The following is a 9,431-nucleotide window of genomic DNA, read 5'->3' on the forward strand; positions in this document are numbered from 1 at the left end:
CATTCCTCCCGACCCTCGCCCTGTGGGCAGAGGGCAGGGCTCCTGTGGCTTCTAGCTGAATCTCTAGCGGACGGAGTAGGCTGCTGAGACGGCAGGCAACTGCAGGGAGAGGGATCCCAGCGGGGCCAAGGTGGTGCCGGGGTAGTAAAAAGCGAGGATTTGCGCCGCGTTAAACCCCTGCCGAGCCAGGGTATAGGAGCCGTACTGGCTCAAGCCCACCCCATGGCCGAAGCCGCCGCCGATAAAGCGATAGCCCGCCAATCGCTCCCCTTGTTTGAGAGGCTCTATCCGAAACAGGGTGCTGTACAGGCGGGGAAAAGCCAAGCGCACCTGATCTTTGCGCAAAAGAATGGAGTGGATCCCTTCTGCCGTCTGCAAGTCCAATTGCATCGCCTGCACCCGGCCACTGGCGGAGCGCTCCAGGATCTGCATTCCCGCGATGCTGCTCCAAGTGGGCATGGGGATCCCTAGGTAGTCTTGGCCGGCCCGCAACTGGGTGTTCAGCTCCTCCAAAGATAGGGAGAACTCCCAGCGGAATAGGCGGGATACTCCTGCTTCGTTGAAGCCCTCTCGCTGGGCCAAAAACGCCTGGAAGCTGCTCTCCTGCCGCAAATCCAGGGGCTTACCCGGTTGATGGCGCTCCTCGCCCTGCGGAGCACGATGGGCAATATCCGCTTGCGGGCGTAGGTAGGGGCGCGGATCCCCGTCCCAAACGTCTTCAAAGGCCGCCGAGACGCCACCGTTGGTGGAAGAATAAACGGCATCCACCAGCTCGCCGTTGTAGGTGAGCACCAGGCTGCTGGTCTGGCGAATGGCCTCGTCAGCCCGCGGGTGGGTTCCGGTCAATCCCTTGTAAACCTGGCAGTGGGTATTGGCACAGAGCTGATAATCGTCAACCTGAAAGCGGTGGAGGTTCTTGAGGGCGTAGGTGCGCGCCAGGATCGCCTGGGCAGCCATGGCGGCAAAGGGAGCCCCCGACCCCACCTCGTGGGGAACTACCCCCCGCAAATAGGTTTCCAGAGGCACGGCATTGACCACAGTGTAGCTGCCGTAGGCATTGGGCTGAAAGGTGATGGATCCGGCATAGTAGTGGTCGTTCACCCGTAGATAGCCGGCATCAGAGGTCACCCTGAGGCGGGTGCGGTGGTAGCGAAAGTGTTCATGGATCCAGCTCAGCTCCGCCCGTTCTCGCCGCTCCTGCACCTCGAGCCGCACATGGGGGATCCCTTCCTTCTGGGCATACTGCTGAATCTGGATCAGTTGTTGCGGGGTGTAGGCGCGGTTGGCCCACACCTGCCATTCTTGCGGCTGGGCGATCTCGGTGCTGATGCCCAGAGACTGCCAATGGTTGGCGTTGGCCTCGGCACTCTCAAAACTTTTGTGGCTGCTGAGGATTAGACGGTATACGGTTTCCGGGGTGGTCAGGGCGCGATTGACAATGCCGATGCTGACCCGAGGCGTTCGCTGGGTCTGGGTGCTGCCGTCTGCTTGAGGGAATTCCAGGGTGAGAAGGGATCCCGTCGGCGCCGCCAGCTCCACTTGATCCGTCTCAGAACGGCCAAAGCGTTGCACAATGCCTATGTGCAGGATTGGGTTTTCGGGGGTGGCCGCCGTGGCAAAGGTCTCTTCGCCAACGCCGGTCGCGTCGGCGGCATGGAGCGCCAAGGCCGTCAGCAACAGGCCCAAGCCGGAAATGAGGGTGCTCTGTTTGCAGGACGAAGTCCTTGAAAACCGGCGAGGTTTGGCAGTGGGAGGCTGACAACTGGCCATGGCCGCTTTATCCTAAAACACACCCTGTCGATTTTACCCCCATCTTTTTTGGCCTACCTGCAGCGGTTGCGTCAGCAGTGGGGAGCACCATGGATGCTTTTCCTCGCATGTCTGTTCCCGACGACGGGTTCCCAATCGCCACGGCGGGACGCCGCCCCTCTTTGCACAAGGGATCCGGCTGGAGGCTGGGCTGGGATCCCACCCGTTCCCCTTTTGTTGCGCTGGTGGGGGGAGAAGCCTGGGCGCTGGAGCTCACTCAGGAGGAGTGGCAAGCGTTTGTGCAGGGGGTGCAGCGCCTGCAGCAGGATATGGAGGCCATCGCCTCCCAACTGATGGCGGAGGAGGGCATTACGCTGGAGCAGACTTGCCCTGCTTTGACGTTGATTGCCAGCGGCAGCGCCACCGCCTGGGGCCTCTACGTGCAATTGCATCAAGGCCGGCGCGGAGAAGGTTTTTGGCCTGCTGATGTTGTCCCTGAGCTATGCCAGGCCCTCGCCCAATGCTTTCAGGAAGCTCTCTAGCCCCCTGAAGCCTGCAGTCTGGATCCCTGCCCAGGGTTTTTGGGGCGAAGCTACAACCCCTTGATTCCCTTCAGCGCCTGAGAGAACCGATGGATCTGCACCATCTGCACACTTACATTCGTCCCCAACAGCTTGAGGACTTGACCGCATGGGATCCCGGCTGGAACTGGCTGGCCGGGGGGACTTGGCTCTTCTCACAGCCGCAACCCCACCTGCGGGGACTGATCGATTTGCATCCTCTGGACTGGAACGAGCTGGAAATCAGCGCAGAAGGGTTAAAACTGGGGCAACCTGTACCTTCCGGCAACTGTTGCAATACGATTGGCCACCCCATTGGCCAGGGATCCGCGCCCTGTGCGAGGGAATGGCGTCTTTGGCCTCTTTTAAGGTGGCCCACTTGGCAACGATAGGGGGAAATCTCTGCCTGGCCCTGAGTGTCGGTGTCGTAGCACCCGTGTTGATCGCTCTTGAGGCCACCTACACGCTGATCGATCTGCAGGGATCCCTGCGCCACATCCCCGCTCAGGACTTTCAAATCGGCCCCCAACAAACTCTGCTGCAGCCGGGCGAAGCCTTGCGATCCATCTGGATCCCGGCCCAACGGCTGCGCGGCCCCAGCACCTTTCAGCGGCTCGGCATCACCCAAACGGATCCCGCCTTGGTGATCGTCGCTGGATCCCGCGATCCCGACTCAGGCGATTATCGCTTCGGACTCAATGCTGCCCTTTCACCCCCACAACTGGTGCGGCTGGGATCCCGGCCCGATCCAGAACATCTTCCCCAACTTTTGGCAGAGCAAGCCCACGGCTGGATCGCGGATTTTCGGGCCAGCGCCCTTTACCGCCAACGCATGAGTGAGGTATTGATTCGCCGCTGTATAGACATCTTGGGCTAATCGGGGTATTGCCCCATCCCAACAGGGGGCTGAGAACGACGTACTCATCCTGCCAAAGCTCCCGCCGCTCTGAAAGTAAAGGTTTTAGGCGTGGGTCAGTGCCCCAGTTTGAATCGAAATGACCATAAGTCTGACATTCCCGTCCATAGGATTGAGATAGCCACAGGCAAAAATTCATCTGTTGCTGTTCCAAAAATGGGTAACACATAAAAGTTTGGGGCAGTAGCAACTGGCAGTGTCACCCCATAGACAGCCGCGAAAACAGTTCACAGTGAACTCAGATTTATCTGGCCTTGAAACTTGAAGCCAGTTTACAAAAAATTTACCTACAGTTGATATCCAGTGGGGTTTTGGATTCAGGAGTTCACATGATTTGATGAGGAAAGTTTTGGGTCTGCGAAGGGTAACCTGAGACCAAGAAAAGGCTTGAATACCAGGGCAAGATCCTTCGGGTTTAGCCGGGTGCCTGATTTCTCCCAAAGTGGGGCTGAGGCTGTCATGAATCGGTTTTCCCTTCATGAAGTCTATCTCAGGAGAATCCTTTTCCGTCTGGCCACTGCAGCTCCTCGTGGCATGACATTGATCGAGTTGCTTGTGGTCATTGTGATTGTCGGTACTCTCTGCGCGGTGGCCATTCCCAACCTGCTTAACCACATTCGCCGTTCCAGAGTTGCTGAAGCCCAAACAGCTTTGGCGACCGTTGGCCGTGCTTCGGAAATCTTCCGCATGGACTTTACGGTTTATCCCTCCGGCTACGCCGATATTGAATTCGGAGGGATCCACGGGGATCGCTATTTACAAGATCCCTGGCAAGCCTACAACTACCGTCTTCCCGAAGTTGTTCCTCCCACACCTGGCCCAAGCGGCATTCGTTGGATGACTGAGTCTTACACCTACACAACTGCTGGTGGGGATCCCCTGCGCTGTGACATTGGCCTCGGGGATCGCCAGCAAGAGGTTCTGGTCTCTGGCTACGACCTGCACAACTCCTGCAACCTCTATCATTGACTTGCCTGGGCGAGATTTGGCGGCTTGAGGAGACGGGACTGGGCGGACTTGAACCGCCGACCTAGCGCTTAGGAGGCGCTTGCTCTATCCATCTGAGCTACAGCCCCTTGTCGGACATCCTACCGATCTTAGCCCCCATCCCAGATTACAGCCCTTTTGCAGATGAAGTGGTGCTCAGCCAATTCTTAACGCGCTCCGACTGGGGTTGGTGTTATTCTGAGAGCGCCTTTGAGGGAGGGCGGAGCTTTGTCTGGCGATTTGCTGATCCGAAATGCTGAGCTGCTGGTGCCGGAAGGGGATCCCTGGCGGGGAGATGTGCTGGTGCGGGAGGGGCGCATTGCCCAAATCGGCCCAAACCTCTCGCCAGAAGGGGTGGCCAAGGTCATCGACGCCGAGGGCCATACCCTGATGCCGGGGGTTATCGATCCCCAAGTTCACTTTCGCGAGCCTGGCCGCGAGCACAAAGAAGACCTGCAGACGGGATCCTGGGCCTGTGCCCGGGGCGGGGTGACCAGCTTTTTGGAGATGCCCAACACCGACCCGCTGACGATTGACCAAGCGACGCTGGATGACAAGCTGGCCCGTGCGGCCAGCAAGTGTGTGGTCAATTACGGCTTTTTTATCGGGGCCACTGCCGATAACTTAGAAGAGTTGCAAACGGTGCAGGGAGCCTGTGGCATCAAAATCTTCATGGGATCCATGCATGGGCCCCTGTTGGTGGATGATCAGGCGGCGCTGGAGCGGATTTTCGGGGAAACGGATCCCAACTTTTTAATTGCCGTCCATGCCGAAGATTTGTCTCGCATCACAGCTCGTAAGGCCCTGTTTGCCGGACGCACAGACGTAGCTGTTCACTCGCAAATTCAGGACGAGGAATCGGCCCTGATCGCCTCACGGCGGGCTTTGGACTTGGCCACCCGCTACCGCCATCGCCTACACATTTTGCACCTCTCCACCGGCCTAGAGGTGGAGCTGCTGCGCCAGCACAAGCCAGCTTGGGTGACGGCAGAGGTGACCCCCCAACACCTACTGCTCAGCACCGCCGATTACGCTCGTCTGGGATCCCTGGCCCAGATGAACCCCCCCCTGCGGGATCCCGCTAACCTGGCCCAACTGTGGCAGGGGCTGCACGACGGGATCCTGGATTGCATTGCCACCGACCATGCCCCTCATACTTTGGAAGAAAAGGCTCAGCCCTATCCCCACTCCCCTTCCGGTATGCCCGGCGTGGAAACCGCTTTGCCTCTGATGTTGACGGCAGCCCAGCAGGGGCGTTGTACGCTGGCGCAGGTGGTGCGGTGGATGTGTGAGGCGCCGGCCCGCCTCTACGGGATCCCTAACAAAGGACGACTGCAAGTGGGCTACGATGCTGACTTGGTGTTGGTGGATCGCCATACCCCCAAGCCGGTGCGGCGAGAAGAACTGTTGACCAAATGCCGCTGGAGCCCCTTTGAAGGGTGGGAGCTGGTAGGCTGGCCACTGCTAACCCTCGTGGGCGGGCAGATCGCCTTTCAAAATGGCCGTGTGGATCCCTCGGTGCGGGGAAAGGCCCTGCAATTTCAGCGCTAGCCAGGGATCCCTGGCGTTCTATCTATTCCATCTAAAAGTCATCATCCATACCCTGGCAAACTGTTGGCCAAGATTGGGATCCCGAGATCTGTCTCCTTTCTAGGCTCTAGCGTTCCGCATCACCGAGGGGAGCGGGCTCCATCACCAGAGGCGCTGCGGTTCTATTCACCTTGCAGGGCAGAATGCGGTTTAGAAAGCCGAGGATCCCCCAAACCCAACTGACGGTGATCACCCAAAAGATCCACAGCCCGCTTGCCCACGGTTGCGGCAAGTCCAAGGCCATCCCCCCAATCATCGGGCCAAGGGCAAACCCCGCCGACCAACAAAGAGAGTTGACCGACAGATACACTCCCCGCAAGTGATCCGGTGCCAAATCCGCCACCAAAGCAGAGGCAGAGGGGTTGTAGCTCACCAACGCCAAAGAGAGCACCGCCAGCGCCAAGACTGCCACCACCGACCCCAACCCCGCCGCCAGACCGCTAAGCCAAACCAAGAGAAATCCTACCCCCCACATCAGGGCGGATCCCTGCAACCCTTGAATGCGCGTCCGGCGATTCAGCCAACGGGCCACCGGCATCTGCAGCAGAGCAACCAAGGCCCCATGTAAGGCAAACAAAATGCCGATTTGCACCTCTGGGATCCCTACCCCATTGCGGAAGTAGAGGGGCATGCTGCTGCTGAGCTGAGCGACATAGGTGGTGAACAGGATATTCGACAGGCCAAACACCAAGAGGGAGCGATCCCTGAGAGCGGTTTTCCAACCTGCCAACACCGGCTCTGCTGCCGGACAAGTCGCCCGAGTTTCCCGGATAAAAAACCAAAGCACCGCCAGAAAGATCAGAAAAGTGACACCATCGATCACAAACAAGAGCCGATAGGCCCCCGTCAGAGCCACCAGCGTGCTGGCCATAGCCACCCCAAGGCTGAGGCCCAAGTTGTCCCCCAGACGGTTGAGGGCGTAGGCTTCGTTGCGCTGCTCGCGGGTGGTTAGATCCGCTACAATCGCTTCTGCAGGCGGCCAGTACAACCCCTGCCCCAAACCTGCAGCCACATTGGCCAGAGCAAAACTCCAGAAGTTATGGGAGAGCGCAAACCCAAACGACCCCAAGCTGGAAATGGCCAGGGAGAGGATCAAAGTGGAGCGGCGCCCCCAAGCTCCATCGGCCATCGAGCCGCCCAGGATGCGGCCAAACACCCCGGCAAAAGCCATAATGCCCAGCCCCAAGCCCACTTGGGTGGCGGTCAGCCCTACCTGATTGACAAAAAAGAGGGTGGCATAAAACAGGGTAAAGCCGGTTCCGGTTTGGGAAAGCAGCCGACCGACAAAGATTAGCCAAACCTGAAAACTGAGCTTCGGCCACCAAGAAGGGATCCGCATGTTGGGTGCAGTGGGGGAGGGCCTACCTAGCCTACGGGATCCCGTTCACCGACGCCAGGGCAAGAACCCTGCTCCGACTCTGACAGGTAAGCTGAAAATCTGCCAAGCCAAGCCTGATGTTCGTTACCGGAAGGCTCTTCACCCAGCGAACCAGCAGACAGGGCAACCCATTCCCCCAACTCCAGATATTCGCTCAACAGCCGCGCCAACTTATAAACTCGATAATCGAGCTGCACCAAGCTACTTTTCATCTGCCCCAAAACACCCAGTCCTCTTCTAAGCCGACTCAACGCTTTTCCCAAAACTTGCTGAGCAGGAAGCCAGTCCCTGCCTCGCCACAGCCGAGCCGTAGCTCCCTTTTGCCCACAACAGGGTGCCTGTAGCTCAGCCGCAGACCTGGACAAGGCTGGAAAAAGCTGTGCCTTACAGTCCTAACATTAACAATCGTAAAACAATTGCAAATAAAAAGTCATCCACCTGCTTGCCTTGCAGGAGCTAACCCAAGCGCTAGACCAAGAGAGCCAAGGTTTTTTTAACTCAGCACAGGTGTCTTTGGGGCAAGGGATCCATCCGACAAGCGCTAACCGGCTGCTAGTTGCTTCTAGCTGACGGCCACGGGCGACTTAGCCGCAGCAGCAGCGCGATTTTCCTCTTCCTCAGGGGGGACAACGGCAAACTCGATGTGGTTGAGCAGGGTGGTCACGAAGGCGAAGAGCAGGAAAGGCAGAGAAATCACCAAAATCAGGGCAATGGTGAGAAAAGCGTAGAGGGGGCTATTCATCAGGGAGAGGGCAGCGGCCAAGCTGGCAAAGATGACAATCAGCCAAATGATGATCTGGCCGTAGATATCTCCAAAGGAGAGGGTACAGGTGAAGCGGTAGCGGGTGTGAGTGTTCATGGCAGTTCCTCTGGATAGCCTGGATGGTTTGATCCTAAGGGCAGATCAAGCCTCAGCCTGAGAAATATGTCGAGATTTTAGACGAGAGACGAGAAGATGCCTCTCTTTGCTAAGAAATATCTCAAGAATCGGCTGAGAAAGAGGGGATCCGCCGTCTGGAAGGAGGCAGGATGCTACCCTCAAGATTGGGAACCGTTTCTTGCAGGCAGCAGCCATGTGTATTTGTATTCACTGCTACTACGTGGATCGCTGTACCACCTACCATGCCGTGGAAGCGCAGCATCAGCAACCTCATCTCACACTGACGCCGGATTTTGAGCCGCAGGGCCCCCAGATCAATGTCAATATCCGCAATGGGGGCACCGAGATGGAATGGGATGTGGTGGGCTGCCAGAGCTTTCGCGAGGAACGGAACAAATGGGCGCGACTTCGTCCCTATGAGGCGGTTCCCACGTAAGATCCAAGAGCGGCCTGGATTTCCAGGGAGTTTCTTGCCCGGCCAGGTTAGAACTCTTCAGTTTGGCAGTTCGGCTCTCCCAGTCTGAGAGGTTTGATGGGGGCTGGAGAGGTTTTTATCGAGTTTCGAGAGATTGGAAGACTATGATGCTGGCCTCAAGCCCTACAGCGCTGCCAGTGGATGCCCGTCAACAGGTGAGCCAATTCATGCAGCGCCTACAAGATGACATCTGTGCCCGTCTGGAGGCCCTAGACGGAAAAGCCAAGTTTCGGGAAGACCGTTGGGAACGCCCTGGAGGAGGGGGCGGGCGCTCGCGGGTCATTCAGCAGGGAGACGTGTTTGAGCAGGGGGGAGTCAATTTTTCCGAGGTGTTCGGATCCCATCTGCCCCCTTCGATTCTGAAGCAGCGTCCAGAAGCGGCAGGGCATCCTTTCTACGCCACAGGCACGTCTATGGTGTTGCATCCTCGCAACCCCTATGTGCCGACGGTACACCTGAACTATCGCTATTTTGAGGCGGGGCCGGTTTGGTGGTTTGGGGGCGGGATGGATCTCACCCCCTATTACCTGTTTGAGGAGGATGCGGCCCATTTTCACCGCACCGCCAAGGCAGCCTGTGACCGCTTGGATCCCGCCTACTACCCGGTTTTCAAGATTTGGTGCGATCGATACTTTTTCCTACCCCATCGCGGCGAGGCGCGCGGTGTTGGCGGCATTTTCTTCGACTATCAGGATGAACGCCCTGGGCTTCTCTATCGGCCCGAAGGTCAGGCGGAAGGGGATCCCGAACAACTGGCTTCTGAGCCACCATCGTTACAGGTGCGGGTGGGATCCCGCAGTTGGGAACATCTTTTCCAGTTGGTGCAAACCTGTGGCGACGCCTTCTTGCCGGCCTATGTGCCGATTGTGGAGCGGCGGCAGGGGATGGAATGGGGG

Annotated in this window: 10 protein-coding genes and 1 tRNA gene; 6 read left to right on the forward strand and 5 right to left on the reverse strand. The window is 58.2% G+C overall.

Annotated features, from left to right (window positions below; translation table 11 throughout):
- Positions 1–63: 63 nt before the first annotated feature.
- Positions 64–1,770, reverse strand: a complete 1,707-nt coding sequence (locus NW856_RS12775) for a SpoIID/LytB domain-containing protein (protein ID WP_414400577.1) — start codon at positions 1,768–1,770, stop codon at positions 64–66.
- Between the two features lie 89 nt (positions 1,771–1,859).
- Here NW856_RS12775 and NW856_RS12780 point away from each other — a divergent pair, with 89 nt between their 5' ends.
- The 3 genes from NW856_RS12780 to NW856_RS12790 all read left to right on the forward strand — a co-directional run bounded on the left by NW856_RS12780 (position 1,860) and on the right by NW856_RS12790 (position 4,194).
- Positions 1,860–2,291 (forward strand): DUF1818 family protein, encoded by a 432-nt coding sequence (locus tag NW856_RS12780; protein WP_414382812.1) that lies wholly within the window; start codon positions 1,860–1,862, stop codon positions 2,289–2,291.
- A gap of 148 nt (positions 2,292–2,439) precedes the next feature.
- Positions 2,440–3,186, forward strand: coding sequence for an FAD binding domain-containing protein (locus NW856_RS12785; RefSeq protein ID WP_414400578.1), 747 nt, complete (start codon positions 2,440–2,442; stop codon positions 3,184–3,186).
- A gap of 573 nt (positions 3,187–3,759) precedes the next feature.
- Positions 3,760–4,194, forward strand: a complete 435-nt coding sequence (locus NW856_RS12790) for a type IV pilin protein (RefSeq protein ID WP_414400579.1) — start codon at positions 3,760–3,762, stop codon at positions 4,192–4,194.
- Positions 4,195–4,227: 33 nt separating this feature from the next.
- Here NW856_RS12790 and NW856_RS12795 read toward each other — a convergent pair.
- Positions 4,228–4,301 (reverse strand) — tRNA-Arg (locus tag NW856_RS12795).
- Between the two features lie 139 nt (positions 4,302–4,440).
- Here NW856_RS12795 and NW856_RS12800 point away from each other — a divergent pair.
- Entirely contained in the window at positions 4,441–5,763 is a 1,323-nt protein-coding gene (locus tag NW856_RS12800) for a dihydroorotase (RefSeq protein ID WP_414400580.1), read from the forward strand.
- A 106-nt stretch (positions 5,764–5,869) separates the two neighbouring features.
- Here NW856_RS12800 and NW856_RS12805 read toward each other — a convergent pair whose 3' ends face one another.
- From NW856_RS12805 to NW856_RS12815, 3 genes are all read right to left on the reverse strand, one after another.
- A complete protein-coding gene (locus NW856_RS12805) occupies positions 5,870–7,141 on the reverse strand; it encodes an MDR family MFS transporter (RefSeq protein WP_414358292.1) in 1,272 nt (423 codons plus the stop codon).
- A gap of 26 nt (positions 7,142–7,167) precedes the next feature.
- Entirely contained in the window at positions 7,168–7,392 is a 225-nt protein-coding gene (locus tag NW856_RS12810; RefSeq protein ID WP_414374684.1) for a hypothetical protein, read from the reverse strand.
- Positions 7,393–7,742: 350 nt separating this feature from the next.
- Positions 7,743–8,039, reverse strand: a complete 297-nt coding sequence (locus NW856_RS12815; RefSeq protein ID WP_414348680.1) for a hypothetical protein — start codon at positions 8,037–8,039, stop codon at positions 7,743–7,745.
- 214 nt (positions 8,040–8,253) lie between these two features.
- Between NW856_RS12815 and NW856_RS12820 the strand changes: the two genes are divergently transcribed.
- On the forward strand, positions 8,254–8,496 hold the full coding sequence (locus NW856_RS12820; protein WP_011434378.1) for a Ycf34 family protein: 243 nt from the start codon (positions 8,254–8,256) through the stop codon (positions 8,494–8,496).
- A 146-nt stretch (positions 8,497–8,642) separates the two neighbouring features.
- On the forward strand, positions 8,643–9,431 hold a 789-nt coding region (gene hemF, locus NW856_RS12825), incomplete at its 3' end, for an oxygen-dependent coproporphyrinogen oxidase (RefSeq protein WP_414400581.1).

It is taken from the genome of Synechococcus sp. R3-13 (assembly GCF_047462195.1).
GTDB lineage: Bacteria > Cyanobacteriota > Cyanobacteriia > Thermostichales > Thermostichaceae > Thermostichus.